At 31.4% G+C, this 19,406-nt stretch carries 17 protein-coding genes and 1 pseudogene; 13 read left to right on the forward strand and 5 right to left on the reverse strand.

Annotated features, from left to right (window positions below; genetic code table 11):
* Positions 1–12 precede the first annotated feature (12 nt).
* A complete protein-coding gene (locus tag PI85_RS13855) occupies positions 13–1,233 on the forward strand; it encodes a protein kinase (protein WP_036120146.1) in 1,221 nt (406 codons plus the stop codon).
* 109 nt (positions 1,234–1,342) lie between these two features.
* Here the strand turns inward: PI85_RS13855 and PI85_RS13860 are convergent, their stop codons facing one another.
* Both PI85_RS13860 and PI85_RS13865 read right to left on the reverse strand, forming a co-directional pair.
* The gene (locus PI85_RS13860; protein ID WP_036120143.1) at positions 1,343–1,933 is read right to left on the reverse strand and encodes a recombinase family protein; all 591 of its coding nucleotides are present in this window, start codon (positions 1,931–1,933) and stop codon (positions 1,343–1,345) included.
* A 111-nt stretch (positions 1,934–2,044) separates the two neighbouring features.
* Positions 2,045–2,293, reverse strand: coding sequence for a phage minor head protein (locus PI85_RS13865; RefSeq protein ID WP_036120140.1), 249 nt, complete (start codon positions 2,291–2,293; stop codon positions 2,045–2,047).
* Positions 2,294–3,215: 922 nt separating this feature from the next.
* Here PI85_RS13865 and PI85_RS24450 point away from each other — a divergent pair.
* The 4 genes from PI85_RS24450 (at position 3,216) to PI85_RS25225 (ending at position 6,597) form a co-directional block, all read left to right on the forward strand.
* On the forward strand, positions 3,216–3,371 hold the full coding sequence (locus PI85_RS24450) for a hypothetical protein (RefSeq protein WP_158499482.1): 156 nt from the start codon (positions 3,216–3,218) through the stop codon (positions 3,369–3,371).
* A 587-nt stretch (positions 3,372–3,958) separates the two neighbouring features.
* Complete coding sequence (locus PI85_RS13870; RefSeq protein ID WP_052323524.1) at positions 3,959–5,812, forward strand: class I SAM-dependent DNA methyltransferase; 1,854 nt, start codon at positions 3,959–3,961, stop codon at positions 5,810–5,812.
* A gap of 3 nt (positions 5,813–5,815) precedes the next feature.
* A complete protein-coding gene (locus PI85_RS13875) occupies positions 5,816–6,283 on the forward strand; it encodes a restriction endonuclease subunit S (RefSeq protein ID WP_036120138.1) in 468 nt (155 codons plus the stop codon).
* 86 nt (positions 6,284–6,369) lie between these two features.
* Positions 6,370–6,597: a hypothetical protein gene (locus tag PI85_RS25225; protein WP_082011576.1), complete on the forward strand. Its 228-nt coding sequence runs from the start codon at positions 6,370–6,372 to the stop codon at positions 6,595–6,597.
* A 436-nt stretch (positions 6,598–7,033) separates the two neighbouring features.
* Here PI85_RS25225 and PI85_RS13880 read toward each other — a convergent pair whose 3' ends face one another.
* Positions 7,034–7,477, reverse strand: coding sequence for a site-specific integrase (locus PI85_RS13880; RefSeq protein WP_255350103.1), 444 nt, complete (start codon positions 7,475–7,477; stop codon positions 7,034–7,036).
* 7 nt (positions 7,478–7,484) lie between these two features.
* On the opposite strand from PI85_RS13880, the gene PI85_RS23935 reads away from it, so the two are divergent.
* Positions 7,485–7,625, forward strand: coding sequence for a YjzC family protein (locus tag PI85_RS23935; RefSeq protein ID WP_235318484.1), 141 nt, complete (start codon positions 7,485–7,487; stop codon positions 7,623–7,625).
* 461 nt (positions 7,626–8,086) lie between these two features.
* Entirely contained in the window at positions 8,087–9,973 is a 1,887-nt protein-coding gene (locus PI85_RS13885; RefSeq protein ID WP_036120135.1) for a hypothetical protein, read from the forward strand.
* A 176-nt stretch (positions 9,974–10,149) separates the two neighbouring features.
* Here the strand turns inward: PI85_RS13885 and PI85_RS24265 are convergent, their stop codons facing one another.
* Positions 10,150–10,305 (reverse strand): transposase domain-containing protein, encoded by a 156-nt coding sequence (locus tag PI85_RS24265; protein WP_235318485.1) that lies wholly within the window; start codon positions 10,303–10,305, stop codon positions 10,150–10,152.
* Positions 10,306–10,310: 5 nt separating this feature from the next.
* Between PI85_RS24265 and PI85_RS23615 the strand changes: the two are divergent.
* From PI85_RS23615 to PI85_RS13910, 5 genes and pseudogenes are all read left to right on the forward strand, one after another.
* Positions 10,311–10,906 (forward strand): annotated as a pseudogene (locus PI85_RS23615) (transposase); the annotation flags it as partial.
* Between the two features lie 241 nt (positions 10,907–11,147).
* Entirely contained in the window at positions 11,148–12,866 is a 1,719-nt protein-coding gene (locus tag PI85_RS13895) for a hypothetical protein (protein WP_036120132.1), read from the forward strand.
* Between the two features lie 24 nt (positions 12,867–12,890).
* A complete protein-coding gene (locus PI85_RS13900) occupies positions 12,891–13,241 on the forward strand; it encodes a hypothetical protein (RefSeq protein ID WP_036120129.1) in 351 nt (116 codons plus the stop codon).
* A gap of 9 nt (positions 13,242–13,250) precedes the next feature.
* On the forward strand, positions 13,251–14,417 hold the full coding sequence (locus PI85_RS23620; protein WP_052323526.1) for a hypothetical protein: 1,167 nt from the start codon (positions 13,251–13,253) through the stop codon (positions 14,415–14,417).
* A complete protein-coding gene (locus tag PI85_RS13910; RefSeq protein WP_036120126.1) occupies positions 14,418–15,515 on the forward strand; it encodes an AAA family ATPase in 1,098 nt (365 codons plus the stop codon). It begins immediately after the preceding gene.
* A gap of 104 nt (positions 15,516–15,619) precedes the next feature.
* Here PI85_RS13910 and PI85_RS23940 read toward each other — a convergent pair whose 3' ends face one another.
* Positions 15,620–15,859, reverse strand: coding sequence for a tyrosine-type recombinase/integrase (locus PI85_RS23940; RefSeq protein WP_144422568.1), 240 nt, complete (start codon positions 15,857–15,859; stop codon positions 15,620–15,622).
* A 362-nt stretch (positions 15,860–16,221) separates the two neighbouring features.
* On the opposite strand from PI85_RS23940, the gene PI85_RS13915 reads away from it, so the two are divergent.
* Positions 16,222–19,332, forward strand: coding sequence for an ATP-binding protein (locus PI85_RS13915; RefSeq protein ID WP_036120123.1), 3,111 nt, complete (start codon positions 16,222–16,224; stop codon positions 19,330–19,332).
* The last annotated feature ends 74 nt before the right edge of the window (positions 19,333–19,406 follow it).

Raw genomic sequence — 19,406 nt, forward strand, 5'->3', positions numbered from 1 at the left:
GGTGGTGTTGGTATGTCAGATATTAACCGCTATTTGAAAAATAAATTAGATGAATTTAACCAGAATTTTATGAACAACGATGAATATGTTTTATATGAATATTTGTATGATTCAATAGATCCTGATGAATTAGAAGAACTTTTTCCTAGAATACACTCGGCATTAAATAGGCTATTAAAGTTTCTAAATGAAAAACATAACAATTTTGATGGTGGACACTATAATGCAGCAGAAAGTAGACAGTTAATATACATTCTAGATTTTTTAAGAATGCTAAAAGCAAATCTGTATAAGTTTAAAATAGAAATATCGCTATCTGATTACTATCAAAAGAGATTAGAAGAATGTACAAGCTTTTTAAGTTCAAGTGGTGGCAGTAAAATACCTAAAGAATTTGAGAAAGTCCTTTTAATTGAAAGTGAAGCTATATTCAAATTAGCTAATCAGATAACAGTTGAACAAAATAATAAATTAAAATCTTTAACTTTAAAACCAGTAGGTGAGGGGGCGTATGCAAAAGTCTATAAATATAAAGATCCTAGTACAAACCAATGGATAGCTTTAAAAAAAGCGAATAAAGACCTTACTGCTGATGAGTTAATCAGATTTAAATTAGAATTTGATAGCATAAAAAAATTAGATTCACCATTTATTGTTAAGTCGTATAAGTACGATGAACAAGAAATTTCGTATTCAATGGAATATATAGATGAAGTTTTAGAAGATTATATTGGGAAAAGGAATAATAAGTTAATTTTTGAAAAAAGAAATATACTTATTGTTCAATTGTTAAATGGTTTTGAGTATTTACATTCGAAAAGTATGTTACATAGAGATATCAGTTATAGAAATATTTTAGTTAAAACTTATGATGATGGTACGGATATGATAAAAATCTCAGATTTAGGATTAGTAAAAATTAAAGAAAGTAATTTAACTAAAGAAAATACAATAGTAAAAGGTTCAATAAATGATCTAACAGATTTAGAAAGAATTGGATTTAAAAACTATATTATAAATCATGAAACATATGCTTTAACGAAAGTTATTTATTTTATTTTAACAGGAAGAAAATCTAATTATGAACTGGAGAATAATAGAGGTCTGAGAGAATTTTTAGATAAAGGATTGCATTCTCAAAGAGAAAACAGATTTAATTCAATTGAAGAAATAAGGAAGTTTCTGAAGATGAAAGTTTATCCGAATTTAAAGAAAGAATTACAATCTAATTAGAAATCTTGTGCAAATTTATGCAACTATTTTTTCGAAACTTTTGTAATGCTTACTTACGCTGGGTTTACATGGAGTTCAAATATTTTTATGCACAATAAAAGAGGGGGCATTATACCTCTTCTTTTTGTTGTCTATATTCCTTTATTCGACGCTTAAATGTTGCGATACTACATTTAGCAAATTCCGCACCTTCTGGCTGTGATATTGTGCCAGCTTCAACTTGTTCAATAGCGTGTAATAAAGCCCCTTCAATTACATATGTCTTAGACTTCCTACCAAACTTAACACCCTTTTCTTTAGCGTCCTTAATACCTTCTTGCTTTCTTTCGATAATCATAGAACGTTCAAACTCAGCAAAAGCACCTAATACGTTGAATAATAGCTTAGTCATTGGATTATCCATTGTTTCGGCTGTAAACATTCCCATATTGATTATATGTACAGCTACGCCTCTACTGGTTAATTCAGTAACGACCTTTTCTAGTTGTGAAAGAGAACGTGCTATACGATCCGCCTTAGTTACTAAAAGAGTGTCTCCAGCCTTAATTTCGGCTAACAGCGTGTTTAATTCTTTTCTGTCCGTTTTAGCCCCACTGATCTTTTCTTTATAAATCTTAGTAGCCCCAGCCTCTTTAAGTGCCTTTATTTGAATGTCTAATTCCTGTTTATTAGTTGATACCCTTGCGTAGCCATAAATCATTATGTATTGCCCCTTTTTGTGATTTCTATTTGATACGACTTTTTGATACGACCTTATTATAAAAAATGGCATGCCCTAAAAAATGGCACACCGCTTAAAAGTAATGTTATTTTATTTCTTTTTTATGCCTTCTATGGAGTAAGTAGCAAAACAACGACAATCCTTGTAGAAAGGTGGGTGATTAACTCCTATAATCGCATCTTCAACACTTGCTTTAGATCCTTCAAACTTTGCACATTCAGGACGCACTCTTTCATCTAGCATTGTATTTACCGAAAAAGACATTAAAACACCTTCTGAGTTAGCTTTTTGGGCTTTTTCAAGTTTTTCTTTTGCTACTTGCTGTCTATCAAATGTCATATGTACACCTCGCTTTTTTTACTTAATTACATTATAAACCCAATTCTTAATAAAAGGGCTTTTCTTTAGGGGCAATTTCTTTATACAACTACTGAAAGTCAAGACATATGAAAGTGACAAGACAGCAACGTAATAATGCGGGTTCATACACTCCCAAAAGTCACTGTCAAAAGTCTAAGTAAAAATTCTGAGAAAATGATGCATTTATTTAAGGTTTTTGTTTCAGAATGAAATGTGAAGCTGCTGATTTGTGGAAGGTATAATTGATAGTAAGAATAATTACATCTGACCTTGAAGGGAATGGAGAACTATAGCTGATTGATAGTAAGGATAAACAACTATCTGCCATCCAAACAGGAAGTCACGGTCATGCTATATAAGGAATGCAACCAATCAAACAAACAAACGCACGACAGCTAGGGAACAACACAGCACCCAACAGACAGGATAGAGGAAGGATAGACATAGCGATACCACAGCTAAACACCGTAAACGTCATCAGTGAACTGAGAAAACAAGTGAAGCCGTGAACCATCACCTTACACTACAATAGGAAGAACGGTAAGAATAAGCTGAGGTGCCCTTATAACGCCCTCCTATCCTGTATAAGAAAGTGTATTTCAGCATGTCTACTCAGCTGTAGCTAAGAAGGGTAGCATGGGTGAAGGGGGTCTGTATATGTACGCGATCTGGTCTGTATTGTATTTATTCGGTAATTTTAGAACCTTCCATGCACAATTAGCTAGAAATCCAGTAATACCAAAGGTTAGACTGACCTGATACGGATCGAAATATAGCTTTAAAAAATTTTTGCGAAATTTTCTTTATAACATTTTGGGGTACAACATGACTGAATCTGCGGAAATACATGAGGAACTAGAAAAAATATTGGATAAAATAAATTTAAAAGAATGATGCTACCATGACAAAAATGACTGCTGAACAAATGGTTTCACTGATTAAAGTTATGAAAAATGGAGAACATAATAAATTTTTAGAATACCTATTCCATGCCCAATTTGATTCAAGGATTACAGACGATTATGAATTAGTAACAAATGAAATTGAAGATGTTTAGACCGTGATTTAACAGAAGATGAATTGTTGGTTATGAAGATAGCCTACGGGAATGGTTACTTTAAAGGCGGAAAAGATGGAATGGACAAAGTGCTAAGGGGACACTCTAAGGAATAGGGTTATTCCTCATGACAAACTGGTCGAGACTTTCCGTTACGATATTTCTGATTATAGCCTTAGTCACATTAAAAGTTGGTGTAATGTGTGGCAAAACATTTTTCTCATAATATAAATAAAGAATTAGATATACTTGCTGATCTGTTAATTTAACAACATATGAATTGAGTTTAATTGGCATAGTGTAGTCCAACTAAATCATATACAGAGTAGCACTTACAGTAAGAAGGCGGTTGAGGCATACAAAATAGATAGAGAGTTAGTTAGCTTTAATCATGAAACTAAGTAATGACAAATATTACTATTATAGCAAGCTGAAATATTATGTTATAACTGTTTTGAAACTGATACTCTTAACAGGTGAAAATTATTTATATATAATTAGCTTAATTAGGTTTTTTTAAAAGAAATAATAATGGTTAATTTTAGTAAGTTATTTTTGATATACTATAATAAAAGAGGGGGACTATTGTGGCTAGAATATCAGAATTTACTTCATATACATTTATAAGAAATGAATTGAAAAACTTAGGTTGGAATATTAAAAATCCTAATAGAGATCCATTGGGAGAAGTTTATACTCAACAAGAGTGTTTAGATAATCCAGAAATACAAATAGGTCTTGGGAGAACGAAGCCAGAATACGTTATTAAAGTGAGGGAAGATGTATTCTGGGTAATAGAAGCTAAGCCTAAGCATAGTGATCTAGATACAGCATTTGAAGAAGCAAAGGATTATGCGATATCAATAAATACAAATCCTGGTGTTAATGCATTTATTATTTCTGGAGTTGCAGGTAATGAGGAAGATGAATATTTAATTAAGACTGCGGTTATTCATTCAACAGGTAGAACAGAGAGAGTTACATATAATGGTAAAAATATCACTGGGCTTCTTTCACCTTCACAAGCAAGGGATTTAGTAGATAATTCCACAGGTAAATTAAATGATTTAAAGGTTAATGAGGTACAATTATTAAAAATAGCAGAAGAAATAAATGAAGTTTTTCATGGGGCATCTATTAACAAAGATGCAAGGGCGACAGTGATTTCTGCTATACTATTATCAATGGTTTCTGATACGCTACCAAATTTAAACGCGTCTCCAGAGGTTTTTATTAGAGATATAAACAATCGTGCAGAAGATGTTCTTATCGCACATTCAAAACGTGAATTTGCACAGCAAATTGAACTACAACTTCCTCATGAAGAATCAGCAAAAGCTAAATATAAAAGTGCTATAGTCAAAGTGTTTTTTAAACTAAGAAAAATTAACATTAAGGCTGCAATGGATAGTAATGACGATATTTTAGGGAAATTTTATGAAGTATTTCTTAAGTATGGTAATGGTGCGAAAGATATCGGCATTGTTTTAACACCAAGACATATTACTCAATTTGCGTGTGAAGTTTTAGATATACAGTCTACTGACGTTGTATATGATCCCACATGTGGGACAGGGGGCTTTTTAGTTGCTGCCTATGATTATGTAAGAAAAAATTCTACATCACAACAGTTAGAAATGTTTAAGAAACACCGGATTTTTGGTGTTGAACAGCAGACAAACGTTGCAACTTTAGCAATTGTCAATATGATTTTTAGAGGAGATGGCAAAAATCATATTATCAATGAGGACTGTTTTGCTATTAAACTTAATAGGAAAGTTAGAAACGGTGAATTAAGTGCAGAATATGTAAGAGAAGCAAATGAAAGACCACCGGTAAATAAGGTGTTGATGAATCCACCATTTGCTTTAAAACAAGATGCTGAACAAGAATATGTTTTTGTTAATCATGCCTTAGAACAAACGGTTGAAGGTGGATTATTATTTGCGATAGTTCCTATTTCGGTAATGTACTCTGGATCAAATGAGTTAATTTGGAGAAAAAAATTATTAGAGGATAACACTTTAGTATCTGTAATTAACTTACCTTCGGATTTGTTCTATCCGTCAGCATCAACCGAAACTGTTGCAATTATATTGAAAAAGGGTATTCCGCATGACATGGATAAAAATGTTTTTTGGATGAAAATCACAGATGATGGATATAAAAAGTTGAAACGGAAACGATTGCCGAATTCCGCAACTAATGGCGAGTTACAAGAATTTAAAACATTGTTAAATAATTTTATTATAGATGATGGAAATGACGTACAGATTCTTGGACGTGCCCAAACTAAACCTATTAACGAAAAAGATACACAGTTTGAATTGATTCCTCAAGCATATTTAGAAAACGAACCACTAGAAAATGCCGCGATAATTAAAGAAATGAAAAACGTTTATCAAGAAATTATTTTCCAAAATATTAGAGAGGAAAGTTAATAGATGAAAATAAGTGATCTATTTACAATAAGTGTGGCAAAGTCTAAAGGTGTAGATGACTATGATGATGGGGCATATCCTTTCATAACAAACACTGAAATCAATAACGGTATAGTTAAGTATGTCGAACCCTTTGACGAAGATAAAATTTTTAGTGCACCCGCAATATGTATATCTGGTTTAGGGTACGCAACTTTACAATTAAAAGATTTTTTACCTAAAGGTAATGGCGGTGATTCTGCAACAATTTTAATCCCCAAAAAGGAAATGGGAATTGAAGAATTGATGTATTATACAGCGGTATTTAATTTACAACATAAATGGAGATTTTCTTTTGGTAGAAAGGCAAATAAAAGAAGAATTCAAAACTTGATTTTGTCGCCTGTGTATCAGCAATCGCTGGGATTTGATTCTGAAAGTATTAGTAAAACAATACAGAACAAGTTAGATATTTTCCAAAAAAATTTTTGAAGATGATTTATCTAATTTAGATTTTGAAATTGATAAATAAAATTTGAACTTTAAGTTAAGGATGATAAACAACACTAGTAATTTATATGTATTTAGTTTTGTTTTGTGTTCAGATAGTTAGATTTATTATTGGTATAGAATTTTTTATTGATATTAAATCAAATCAAATTGGATTTAATAGACATATAAATTTGCACGTAATCGGTATCCGTGCGGTAACATCTATCGATGGTAAGACTTCTGACTGGGCACGTATCACTTGGGCTGTACTAGATAAAATCTCTGTACGCCTAATATTACTTCTAAGCTACTAGCAATGAGTGAGTGGGAATAATTATGGGAATCTGTTAAAAGATTCTCTTTTTATTTTGCGGAAATGAGATATAATGTTTAAAGTAGGTTTTATAAACGAAGTTTAAATTAAATGTAATACACCTTAACTATATAAAAATTGTATGGAGTGCCATCTGAGTCACCGGCAAGAGATTTCCAGGTTAGCGTACAGGACGCCTGTTTGTCGGCATAATGTTACGTGAATCGTAAATAGGCAAACTACACGCGTAGAAGCTGAAGTATTGGAGTTTCTGGACGCGGGTTCGACTCCCGCCGTCTCCATTTTAAGAAATCATACGATTTCACTGAGTGTCAAAATCCTTTAATACTAAGGGTTTTGACACTTTTTAGTTTCATCTGATTTCACTGAATTTCATACAAATCTAGTCAATTTCTAGTCAGAACTCAGTCACAAAATTAGCCCTCTAAATAATCAACAAACTTCTGTATAGCGCCTTCTTTGGCCTTTTTTGTGACATGTGTATAAATGTCTAACGTAGTTTTTACATCAGAATGGCCAAGTCGATCTTGTACTTCTTTAATACTTGCACCAGCTTCGAATAGTAGAGAACAGTGTGTATGGCGTAATCCATGTGGCGATACGCGTTTTAAAGTATATTTGTTTTGTACGCTATACATCCATTTCTGAACTTGACCAGGCTGGATAAAATCGTTTTTTGTATTACTAAACATCAATTGATTTTTCTTCAGAGTATTGATGCCTAATTGAATATATTGCTGCTTTTGGAGCTTATTCCAATCTTTTAAGATCGATAAAGTTGTTTCATCTAATTTGATTGTACGAGGCTTACCAGTCTTAGTAGTCTTTAAATAAAGCTGTGTTTGTTTACCACGTCCGATAGCTTTATTGGATAATCAACAACCCGGAACATACAAAGAAGTAGGGCCTAGAGGTGGAGCAGTTTCAAACCCTCGTATTGTAAATATCGATAGAGAAGATCGACATCCTCCAACCCAAGGAAAAGGACATAAGTTGGAAAGACAATGATAAATAAAAATTTAATCACCTAAAACGCTGACAAATCAGCGTTCTAGATGGTCTTTTTAAAAACCGCACTTATGATAAGGTTCGTTGTTCCTAATTCTAAATTATTTTGATTATAGAAATTAGCTATACCAACTAACTCCATTTTTTCATACTCTTACCATCATACCAGTTTTGAAATCACCCATTATTCACCATATCTTTTTTATGTAAATTATACTATTTTTGTTATACTAAATATTTAGGTTACCTACCTTCAAAATTACAAAGAAACGTTGCTTTTATAGTGGAATGAAAAATCAGACTTAATTAAAAGTTACAATGAGTTAAGTAGTGATAAGGAAATCCAGAAATCCCCACAATAGTTAGAGACTCTTTAAATAGTATCAGATATTGTTTTATAAAAGGAATTTAGTTGTAAAAGGAAATGTGTTAAAACTTAAAAATGGTATAGGGTGAATTTTATGAGAAAATACTATAATTTGGAGGAAATACATAATTATATAGGAAATGGAACTTTTGAAAATAAAGTCTTATCAGTGTTTCAAAGTAATGGAGTAGATGAGATGATTGATTATTTAAAAGTATCTGGAATTTGTTTGAATAAGAATGGAAAAAATAAAAATAAAGAATACTTGGATCAAATTTTTTTTGAATTAAAAGGACTTTTAAGGGATTCTGAATTAGAAAAAGTAGTAGATTTAGAAAATGAAATTAGCTTATTTGAAGAATTGATTGATAAAAACCTTCAATCAATGAATGAAGTTATGAATCTTTCTTTTTTTCAAAATGAAAATTTACTTTCAAATTTATTAATCATGGGTCAAAGAATGGCAGATATTCTATTATCGCAGAAATTAGAATTAAATTCAGGTAAATATGAAATTAGCATAGAGGCTTTTTCAAAAGTATTGTGGTATGTATTATTTGTAAAGAAAGCAAGGATGACTAGTGAATTTGAATATTATGAAAGTATAGATAACCATATGGAGATGATTATTTCCAATTCCACTATTGACTTCCAATTAGGAAATTGGATTGATGATTGGCAATTTGCTAGCACAAAAATTTTTAAAGATAAGAAAAAGAAAAAAATAAAAATTAGAATTTCAGAAGAAAAGTTGAAGGTAGATATTGCTAAGAATCGATATTTGACAACATTAGATGCTAAAATGTCTAGGCAGGCCTTCGAAAGTCTAAATAAAAAATTTTCTACACTAATAGAAGTTTATAGAGATTTATACTTAAATTATGATAATGATATTGAATTTATTAAACAGTTTTTAAATATAAATGATCCTTCTCATATTGTTGATAAAACAATTGGTATAAGTTTAGAAGAGTTATGTCAGACTTATTTTTGTTTAAAAGAGTTGGCGTTTGACTATATAAATAAGTTTAAAGAACCTATGGAATTAGGTAATGCTTCTTTTGAATGTAACTTACCAATTTATAGTTTCGAAGAGATTCGTAATCTTTTATGTTCAAAAGGAATAGAACGAGAAAAAATTGAAAAATTAATTAAATTAATTACTTTTTCTAAGAAATCCAACAGTATTTTTGAAAACCCACTTATACAGATGGATAAAGGTAATTATACTATAATTCCTCAAATAGTCCTTACAACAAATATAACAAGCTCAATAATGAGATTAATGTCGAATGAATCTATCTTGAGTGAAAAGGGTTATGGTTATGAGAAAGCAATGAGAAATCTCGTTGAGAAAGGTAATAATTTAACATTTCTTACAAACATCAAAGATAACACTGGTTGCGAGACATATGAACTTGATGGAGCTTTCTATATGGGAGAAACCTTGTATCTTTGTGAAATAAAAAATTTTTCTCATGTTATAAATTCATTCGAATACTATAAGCTTAGGTATAAAGTTGAAAAAGCATTCATACAGATGAAAAGAAATTTCGATTTTTATACATCAGAAGAAAATTTAAATAAATTGAGTAAACGTTTAAATCTAGATAAAGGTAACATAAAAAATATTAGAGGAATTATTATAGTAGCTCCCTTTTTAGGAGAAAATATTAATAAGAATGAAATTACTGTTATTGAAGGTATTCTAACGAGAAATTTCTTTAATCAAACATATCCTAAGGTAGCAGAATTATCTCTGGGGTATATAAAATCATATACAACTATCGAGTGTTTTAAAGTATTTGAGAAAAATGGATTAACAGATAAAAACTTTAATATGTTTATAGAAGAAAGCCCCTATATAAAATATGAAAGACAACGATTTAAGAAGGGATTTAAAACCTATAAACCATGGAATGTAAGTATAGAGTTTAATATATTAAAACAACAAAATGTAAGTTTTAAAAAATACAAATAAATGAATGTAGAGTGGAATCATGGACACATCCTAGTTAAGTAATATTATAACCAATAGAGGACGTGTCTTTTTTATGAGTCAAAAACGATACAATGTAAGCCCGAAATATAAAAAAAGCGCACCTTCTCGGTACGCACGTTGAATAGCCATCTATCCTATTTTTTTCGGATAGATGGCTATTTTGCACATGTGACTTGGATTTCTTTCGACCAAGGCATGTAATTATTTAAAATCTCTGGTTGTTGGTGAATCGGTAAATTTGGCAATTCTGTAATTAACGTCACTAGGTATTGATAGAAATCGATGCCATTTGCTTTTGCCGTTTCAGCCAAACTTTAAGGCAGCAATTCCTCTTCTAAAGAAAGTAGAAGACCAATTTCCAAGACATTTTACGACCGCTATATTGGATGCAGGGTATGATTATGAACCCATTTACCGTCAATTACATGAGTATCAAATGCGTGCGGTTATTCCCTATAATATCCGTAATGAAGGTGAATATCTTGGATTTGATGAGCATTTTAGACCAACCTGTGTACGTGAACACAGCTACTGTTACGATAGCTTTGATGAGAAGTATCGAACACTAAAGTTTACAAGGCCAAAGGAATGCGCAACCTGTCCATTACATGATGATTCGCTCTGTCAGAAGGTTTTTAAAATCAAGTGTGACAATGATTTACGGAAATTTACGTATCCAGCACGTGGCTCTGAACTTTGGAAACAACTTTATAAGGAACGTACCGCCGTAGAACGTGTGATGCCTATTTAAAGGAATATTTTCAGTTAAACAACATCCGTCATAGAACGGGAAGAAAAGTCAAACTTCATTTCAACCTGGTGACCTTTATTTATAATGCCTGCAAATTAGCAGTGGATCGTGAATGTTTTATTACAAACACAAACTCACGCAGCATAATTTTTAAAACGTAAGTTTTTTTAATAGGAGCAGTCTAAGCTCTTGAAAAATATGATTTATGAAATTGATTTAATTATAAGTTATAGTTGTTTTAATTTATAATAAAAAAATTTGAACGAAATTATTTATTAGCGCTTATATATATTCAATGTGTTATCTGTATAAAAAACCATTTTATTTTTACAGTATAAGGAAGTATAATGTGACATAATATGTGTATCTAAATGTAATTAAATAATGTTAGGAGTTGTGACAATGTCTAAAGAAAATATGAATTTATTTTTGGAAGATATAGACGTCGAAGGTACATTGGATTTTGATGAGTTAGAAAGTAAATTAGAACACGAAATTGAACTGCATATGTCTGATTTACATTTATTAAAAGAAGAACAAAAGAAAATAGGTAATGAGGATAATTTAGGGGAAATTATTAAAGGCGTAGTTTGGGAACAATTTATGAATCAAATTGCAGCAAAAGCTGGAACAGATTTTATTGGTGAAAATCATGGTTTAACGCTAGATCTTCGTAAAGATGCGCATATCCAAACGACTGAAAATTTTGAAAAGGGTAAAATTGCAACACATAACAAACAAACGATAAAAGTTGAGATAAATGGAAAGATACAGGAAGAGACACTTGATTATCAAAAACGGTACGACAATTATCAAGCTCGCTTTCAAAAAGATGAAAATGGAAATGTAAAAACAAGAATCGACTCAAGAACAGGGAAAGAAATAAAAGTTTTAAATAAAGATGCTCGTGATGATTTTGATAAAGGGCGAGATAAAGGCTCAGCTAGCGTTCATAAAGACCATACTATTCCTACTGCGGAAATTAACCGTGATGCCGCAGCTAATGCACATTTAAGTCGAGAAGAACAGGTTGCATTTGCAAATAGTGACAAAAACTTAAATGATTTAGACTCAGCTGCTAACCAGTCAAAAGGTGATAGTTCTATGAAAGACTGGTTAAATAGTGAGAGGGATGGGAAAAAACCAGAGGAACGATTTAACGTAAATGGGGATGAATTAAGAGAACAAGATAAAGTTTCTCATGAAGAATATGAAAAAAGAAAGAAAGAAGGAGAGCAGAGATCTATTGAGGCAGGAAAACAGTCTAGAAAGGAAGAAGCTTTCCGCATTGGAGGAAAAGCTTTAAGATCTGCCATTATGTTGCTGTTTGCTGAATTCACTAAAGAGGTTATTAGTAAGCTAGTAAAATGGTTAAAGTCGGCACAAAAAAGTTTAAAAACTTTAATGGAGTATATTAAAGAAGCTGTAAAATCGTTCATTAGCAATTTAAAGTTACATTTAAAAAATGCGAGTAACAATGTATTAACGACAATAATGACGGCGATTGTTGGACCAATTTTCGAAACTATAAAAAAAGTATGGATTTTATTAAAGCAAGGTTGGAAGTCTCTTAAAGAAGCTGTGAACTATTTAAAAAATCCGGATAATAAAGATCAACCTCTTAGTATTCGTCTATTAGAAACGGGGAAAATTGTCATGGCTGGATTAAGTGCTGTAAGTGCTATAGTGCTTGGTGAAATAATCGAGAAAAGCTTAATGACTATACCGTTCTTAGCTGTAGAAATTCCTCTTTTAGGAAGCTTAGCAAATCTAATTGGTTTATTTGCAGGTGGTTTGACTGCTGGAATAATAGGTGCTATTGCGATAAATATAATTAATAAAGCTGTTGAGAAAAAACAAAAAGAGATCAATTTAAGTGAGCAAATCGAAAAGAGTAACGAAATATTAGATACGCAAGCACAATTGATTATGGTTAGTGAAGAAAAGTTTTCCAACAAAAAAAATTCAGTAAGAGATTCAATAGCTAAACGACATGCTATGGCTCAAGATGAACTGGAGAATTCATTAAAAAATATTTTTAGTGAAGGTGAAGCAAATTCCAAAAATAATGATGATTCATTTGATGAAATGGACCAAATTATTAAAGGCCTTTTAGATTAAGTCTTATTGAAGGAGCTATTGACGATGAAATTTAAATCATTTGTAAAGTTTATAACTGGAACAGTTGTAATTGGCGCAGCAGCTATAACATTGATGAATACATTACAAAAAAAGAGTGAGTTAAATAACCAACACGTTGTAAAAAACACCAACGTAAATGTTGTTAACCGATTAATAAGTGAAGAAAGATATAACGAAGAGCAAAAAAAAGACTACACTGTTAAAGAAACAGTGGGAATCGTAATTGTAGAGCGACATGAAAAAGCCTCTGAAGTTGTTAAAGAGGCTCTATTAAATATTAATAGTATGGAAAACCAAAGCAATGACCGTGCATTCGAGGATTTAACAAAAGACATTGAATCATTAATGAGATAGAGGTAAAACATGACGAATATAGTTATTAAAAAACATAATTTTGACAAAGCAAAAAATAATATTAAGCAATTTTCTTTAACGAAACCAGACCAACTAGCATTAAAACAAGTAGATGTGAGTGGGGGATTATTTAATTGGTTTGACCATAAAGTAACTGGTGTCGAGTTAAATAGTTTAACAAGCCAAGTACAAGATTACTTAATTAAATTTAATAACTTAAATTCTAAATTTATTAAAGAGTTTGGTGAAGTTTATAATGCATTAGAAGCTTTAGACAATGAATATATTCAAGGTATTTTAGTATCTGTAAAAGCAGCTGAGAAGGCAAGTATGGAAGCGAAAGAAGCTCAGAAAGATATAAAAAAAACGATTGAAGTTCAGAAAAAGACTCTTAAGATATTAGGGGATTTTAAAGACAAGCTCGATAAATTTAAATACCTAGAGAATATTGACGAAGTTTGGGAGGATACACAGAGATTTAGTAAAGAATTAAGGACTATTATTAGTAAAATCCAAAAATTGGATAATGACGCTTTGCAACAAAGTGAATCTGTTAAAGGTTTAATGAAATTTAAAGCCGACTTGAGTAAACAAAGGCATATAAATTCCATCGATGTATTATGGGACAACGCACAGGAAGCTAAGCGAGGTATTAAATCTATCGAGCAGACGTTGAGTAGCTGTACTATTTCTATTGAATCTCAGAATAAAACGATTAGTAAAATTAAAAGTTTTACGGATAATTTAAAAAAGCTTGAGCATGTTTTACAAATTGATGAGGTATGGGAAAATACTCAAACTTTTAAAAGTGATGTAGAACAACTAGGCGAACAAATTATTGAAATAAATAAAAATGATTTAACAAATGGTCATCGTATTGATTTATTAATTAATTATGTTGATTCATTAAAAAAACTTCAACATCTTTATGATATCGACCAAATATGGGAGGATATCGAAGAAATAAAAGAAAAGTCGAGCGTACTACAAGGCGAAGTAAAATCTTTGGAAGAAAAGCTTGTTGTAATTAATACGCAAATGAGTGAGCAAAAGAAACAATACGAAAATGAAATACAACTATTAACGAAAAAAAATAAAAATACTATGTTATTAGGTGGATCTTCATTGGGAATAGTAATTATTTTGTACGTCTTAAATATTTTAGGGATTGTATAAATGAGTAATAAATATGTAAAAGAATTATTAGATTTTGCTTCTAAGTTAGATGCAATTGTAGGTGACAGTGGTGAAATTACAAAGTTAGCTTTAATTGTAACTGAAATTCAGGATGAAGTTGCAACGATTGCTCTATTGAAAAAAATAAATGCTGTAGTCGATTCGAAAAATTATAGCTCTGAAGGAAAAATGATGTCGAAAGTACTAAAAGAACATTTGATAAAATATTACGGATACTTAACTGTTTTAGATATTTGTAATAACGAAATTCAAACTGAAGATAAGCGTTCACTGCAAGAACTATTATCTGACTTAGAAGCATTAATTGGACTTGGAAAAGTAAAATCACAGGTAAATAAATTAATTGCTTATCAGAAAGTGCAGCAAATGCGTAAAGCTCACAATCTAGTACAAACCAAAAATACACTGCATTTAGCATTTTTAGGTAATCCTGGTACTGGGAAAACTACAGTTGCTCGTATTGTCGGTCATATTTATAAAAAAATTGGATTACTTTCAAAAGGCCACTTTTTAGAAGTATCAAGGACAGATTTAATAGCAGGTTATCAAGGTCAAACAGCAATTAAAGTTAAAAAAGTTATCGAAAAAGCAAAAGGTGGCGTACTCTTTATCGACGAGGCATACAGTATTACGGAAAATGACCAGAGTGACTCATATGGTCGTGAATGTTTAACTGAACTGACAAAAGCGTTAGAAGATTATCGTGAAGATTTAGTAGTAATAGTAGCTGGTTATATAGAGCCGATGAACAAATTTTTTGAATCAAATCCAGGATTAAAATCACGCTTTAATACATTTATTGAATTTGAGGATTATTGTATTGAAGAACTAGAAGCAATTTTAATTTCAATGTGTAATGAAAATGAATATATTTTACACTCAGAGGCTAAAAATAAAATTAAAATTACTTTAACAGAGTTAGTAGAGAAGAAAGATGAAAGTTTTTCAAATGCCCGACTTGTTCGTAATATATTTGATGAATTATTGATGAATCATGCTAAAAGAGCTGCGCAAATTGAAAACCCTACTAAAGATGAATTATCAATTATCCTTGCAGAAGATTTCCAAGGTATTTGAATAAGAAGTAAAGAATAATTCTATAGAATAGTAAATCAAGTTCAATAATCCAGTTGGAAATGTATTATTAAATGCAGCTGAATTTAGGCTGCATTTTATTTTTTTTATTGTTTCGCTACATAGAAACTGTGCTGGTTTAAATACTCCACATACATATCTGCATTCTTCTCCATCGATTCCGCTGTGACACGGGTATAAACTTCCAACGTTACTTTAATATCTTTATGCCCTAAACGATGTATCACTTGCTGAATCGTATACTTTTGGCTTTCAAGCACTAATGTGCAGTGAGTGTGTCGAAAACTATGGGTAGTAATTTGTATGCTACTTCTTAAACATTTAATTCGTAAATCTGAAAATTGTAGAAGGAGTTCTTACTTACCCCTAAATATTTAGCAGTTGTTTTTAAGTTCAACCATTCTTCATTAACGAGGTTTGTATTATGATTCTTCTTCAAGGGCTATGAGTAGAAGTTTAATGGAGCTAGGGAAAAGAAGTACGTTTGATTTTCGTTATAGGCACAAAAAATAATGGTCTAAAGATAAATTTAAGAAGATACAATTATACGCTTTCTTCCATATGAATAAAGCGTGTTTGCTTTGGGGGTAGAAAAATATACGGCAACAATCAATAAAGTAGAGGATTATTCAGCATCAAAATTGAAATATAAAAAAGAGCAATATAATAAATTATATAGGTGAATTTAATGGTAAATAAAAATCATAATGTATTGGATGCATGGATTACTGTAGAACAGCTTTCAGAAGGCTCCATAAGTAGAAAAGATAAATCGTACAACTTACTATATAGACCAGAGCAAGATTGGAAACAATTTTTTACTACGTATATAGAACAGCAAATAAGAAAAGATCCATTTGCTAGATCGAAAAAGTTTAAACCAGGCATAGTTATGTATTTTGGAATATTTGACTTTGAGGAAGTCGTTGAAATTTTACGTAAAAAATATAAAATCAAAAAAACAAATGAGGATATAGCTAAATCTGAAAAATTTACAATTGCGCTTTATTTTAATCATGAATTGCAATTTTTGGATGATTTTTTATTTCTAACAAGTAGTGGGTATATTCGCAATAAAAGAGATTTCCCTGAAGACTTACGTAAAGTTGAGAATGAATTTAAAGAAATTTTGAGCCGTCGTTTTGAAGAAAACTTTAACGGGACGTTTAATGAGCTTTATACTCGATACAATGTGACGCAAGATAATTTTCGTTATAAATATTTGACGGATATCGAAAATGGGGATACTAACCTTCATTCATTTTTTATTTCAGATTTAAACCGTGCAAAACAGCTTAATAATCGTAATTTAAATCAATATATTAATGGCTTTACTGGCACAAAAATTAACTTAGATAGTAACAAGAATTCGGATTTGTTTAACCCAACAGTTTTTGAAGAAGAGGTTATGCAGCCGAAGTATTATCCATTAGGGAGATTTCCAAGTAATACAGCGTTTGCTCTATCTTTTATGCAGCAGGCGGCGGTTAATTTAGCACTTAACCAAAAAAATTCAATTTTAAGTGTAAATGGCCCACCTGGTACTGGTAAAACAACGCTGTTAAAAGATATTATTGCGGATTTAATTGTTCAACAGGCAATTGAAATCGTTTCAAGTGCTATGAAAAGGGTAGATCGAACGATTGTTTACAAAGATAAATATAAATTTGGTCGATTACCAGCATCAATTGCCTGTAAAAATATTATTGTAGCTAGCTCCAATAATGGTGCCGTGCAAAATATCGTAAATGAGCTGCCAAAAATAAAAGAAATCGATGAAAAGTTTATTGAAGATATACAAAATGTAAATTATTTTACGTATATTTCAAATTGTCATCTTGAGAAAAAGTATGTCGACAATAGGTATGAAGTGAACCCGACATTTAAAGGACATGATAACTGGGGTACGTTCTCTATAGAAGGTGGCAAAGCTTCAAATATGGAGCAGTTAAATTTAACAATTGAGCTAATCACCAAGGACTTAAAGGAAAACTACATTCCTGAGCCACAAGTATATGAGGAATTCAAAAATTTGTATAAAACTGCAAGTCTTGAACGTCAAAATATGCAGCATCTAAGTGAAAAATATTATAAGCTTCGTAAACTAAAGCCTGAATTAACACAAAAGGAACAACACCTAAAACAAAGAGAACAAGCGAAAAAACAAGTGCTTGATGAGTTTTTAAACGACACAGACCGCAAAATGGATGAGCTACAAGTGGAGCTAAATAACCTTAATAACGAGCATCTTGTCACAGCTAACCAAATTGCTGAATTAGATTTAAATCGTGCGCAAGCAGAACGAAATTATGCGCTAATCCAGTCTAAAAAACTGAGCTTCCTGTGGCTACAAAAACTATTATTTAGAGCTAAAGTCGAGCGCTATTTTCTACAATTAACGAACGCAAATGAAGAGCTTAAACAGTTACTAATAAACCGAAACAGCTTTCTTAAACTGAATCAACGAAACGAACAAACTATTCACTCAATCAAAAATGTATTACAAAAGTTCAAGAACGAAAAGCAGTCTAAAGTTGTACAATTCAATAATTGGATTACTGCTGAAACAGAAAAATTAAACAAATTAAAAAAACAAATTCGTGAGTTAGAAATCGAATTAGCTAATCAAGATATAAAAGGTTTACAATTCGATTTGCCGTATGAGGAATTACAAAAATCAAATCCATGGTTTACTGAAAAATTCCGTGAACTACAAACGAAGCTTTTTATTCAAGCTTTGAAAGTACGTAAGCAATTTTTATATGACAACGTCGATCATTTATTCGCCTCAAAAATTATATGGAATAGTCGTAGTGAATATGAAGGTAGAGTAACAGGTCAACTAATAGTTAGAGAAGCTTGGCACTGGATTAATTTTGCGATTCCCGTAATTAGCACAACCTTTGCAAGCTTTAATCGGATGTTTCATGCAATTGACGAAAGTAGTCTTGGTTATTTATTTATCGATGAGGCAGGGCAAGCACTTCCGCAAGTAAGTGTCGGTGCCATTTTTAGAAGTAAAAAAGTAGTAGTTGTCGGTGATCCATCACAAATCAAACCTGTATTAACTTTAGACTCCAACGTATTAAATTTAATTGGTTGTCATTTCAAGGTGAACGATAAATTCGTATCATCTGACGCATCAACCCAAACATTAACCGATGCTGCAAGTCAATTTGGCTACTACAAAACTGAGGACGATTGGGTAGGTGTTCCACTATGGGTTCATAGAAGATGTAATGAGCCAATGTTTTCGATATCAAACACAATTTCCTATAACGGTCTTATGGTACAAGGGAAGGAAAAAAACGAAGCAAAAGGAAAAGCGGTTTGGATTGATGTGAAAGGAAATGCACGCGATAAATACGTAAAAGAGCAGAGCGATATCATTAAAAGTTTAATTAATCTTCAATTAACGAAGACGCCTGAATTAGCAAAAAATGAAATTTATGTCATTACACCGTTCCGCAATGTAGCTAACCGTTTAATTAAAGATTTAGATCAAATCCATTTTACTAAGCGTGAAGAAGGTCGCGTTATAAACGTAGGCACTGTGCACACATTCCAAGGTAAAGAAGCAAAAATTGTTTACTTAGTGCTCGGTGCAGATACAAATAGTAAAGGTGCAGCTACTTGGGCAGTGTCAGACCCAAACATCATGAACGTAGCTACAACACGTGCCAAAGAAGAATTTTATATCATTGGCGACAAACAACTGTACGCATCCCTAGGTAGTAGGGTAGCGTATGAAACAATTAAAATTATTGATGCGTACCAAGTTCAAACAATTGAAAAATAACAATATCATGCAAAAAAACGCGTTTTTCAACCTCGAAGAATGTGTTTTTTTGTATCTATGAAAGTTTTATGAGA

Source organism: Lysinibacillus sp. A1, from assembly GCF_000801965.1.
In the GTDB taxonomy this organism is placed as follows: Bacteria; Bacillota; Bacilli; order Bacillales_A; family Planococcaceae; genus Lysinibacillus; species Lysinibacillus fusiformis.

What these genes read in the sequence shown, in the direction of transcription:
- PI85_RS13855 (WP_036120146.1), top strand. Translation starts at nt 13, where the DNA reads ATGTCAGATATTAACCGCTATTTGAAAAATAAATTAGATGAATTTAAC.
- PI85_RS13860 (WP_036120143.1), bottom strand. Translation starts at nt 1,933, where the DNA reads ATGATTTATGGCTACGCAAGGGTATCAACTAATAAACAGGAATTAGAC.
- PI85_RS13865 (WP_036120140.1), bottom strand. Translation starts at nt 2,293, where the DNA reads ATGACATTTGATAGACAGCAAGTAGCAAAAGAAAAACTTGAAAAAGCC.
- PI85_RS24450 (WP_158499482.1), top strand. Translation starts at nt 3,216, where the DNA reads ATGACAAAAATGACTGCTGAACAAATGGTTTCACTGATTAAAGTTATG.
- PI85_RS13875 (WP_036120138.1), top strand. Translation starts at nt 5,816, where the DNA reads ATGAAAATAAGTGATCTATTTACAATAAGTGTGGCAAAGTCTAAAGGT.
- PI85_RS25225 (WP_082011576.1), top strand. Translation starts at nt 6,370, where the DNA reads ATGTATTTAGTTTTGTTTTGTGTTCAGATAGTTAGATTTATTATTGGT.
- PI85_RS13885 (WP_036120135.1), top strand. Translation starts at nt 8,087, where the DNA reads ATGAGAAAATACTATAATTTGGAGGAAATACATAATTATATAGGAAAT.
- PI85_RS13895 (WP_036120132.1), top strand. Translation starts at nt 11,148, where the DNA reads ATGTCTAAAGAAAATATGAATTTATTTTTGGAAGATATAGACGTCGAA.
- PI85_RS13900 (WP_036120129.1), top strand. Translation starts at nt 12,891, where the DNA reads ATGAAATTTAAATCATTTGTAAAGTTTATAACTGGAACAGTTGTAATT.
- PI85_RS23620 (WP_052323526.1), top strand. Translation starts at nt 13,251, where the DNA reads ATGACGAATATAGTTATTAAAAAACATAATTTTGACAAAGCAAAAAAT.
- PI85_RS13910 (WP_036120126.1), top strand. Translation starts at nt 14,418, where the DNA reads ATGAGTAATAAATATGTAAAAGAATTATTAGATTTTGCTTCTAAGTTA.
- PI85_RS13915 (WP_036120123.1), top strand. Translation starts at nt 16,222, where the DNA reads ATGGTAAATAAAAATCATAATGTATTGGATGCATGGATTACTGTAGAA.